This window comes from Jeotgalibaca caeni, from assembly GCF_028863945.1.
Classification (GTDB): domain Bacteria; phylum Bacillota; class Bacilli; order Lactobacillales; family Aerococcaceae; genus Jeotgalibaca; species Jeotgalibaca caeni.
In genome coordinates this window covers 1-547 of the sequence record NZ_JARBEA010000148.1, presented here as the reverse complement: position 1 = coordinate 547, position 547 = coordinate 1, and the positions used below count along the sequence as shown (strand labels likewise).

The following is a 547-nucleotide window of genomic DNA, read 5'->3' as shown; positions in this document are numbered from 1 at the left end:
CAGGAGCAGGCGATTCAGGAACTGGAGCGAGAGATTGACCGGATCCTCGCTGCCCATGAACAGCATACCCTCCTCCTGGAGGGAATTCCCGGCATCGACCGAACAGTTCGCTCGGTCGTCATTGCGGAGATTGGGACAGACATGTCCGCTTTTCCTTCTGCGGAACACCTGGCATCTTGGGCCGGACTCTGTCCGGGGAACAATGAGAGTGCCGGAAAGCAGAAGAGCACCCGCATCAGCAAGGGTAATCCCTACCTGAAGAAGGTCCTCTGCCAGGCAGCCTATGCGGCCATTCGAAAGAAGGATTCTCACTTCCGTAGGAGGTACAATCGGATTCGATCCAACCGGGGAGCCAACAAGGCGTTGATCGCTATCGCCCACGAACTCCTCCGTATTATTTACCTACTCTTCTCCCGGCAGGAACAATATAAAGAAAGAAATTTGAATGATTGGCATAAAAAAAGCGTCCTGGAGGCCAGCCAGAGCGCAAGGTTAGACTTCTAAAAAAAATTACCATCTTTTTTTCAGGAGAGGAGTAGTTTTTTTT

1 protein-coding gene is annotated in these 547 nt (G+C 51.4%); it reads left to right on the top strand.

Features of this window, described 5'->3' with window-relative positions; genetic code table 11:
* Positions 1-504 (top strand): transposase (locus PVE40_RS12930; RefSeq protein ID WP_274732324.1); only part of this gene is annotated, 504 nt, incomplete at its 5' end.
* Positions 505-547: the final 43 nt, after the last annotated feature.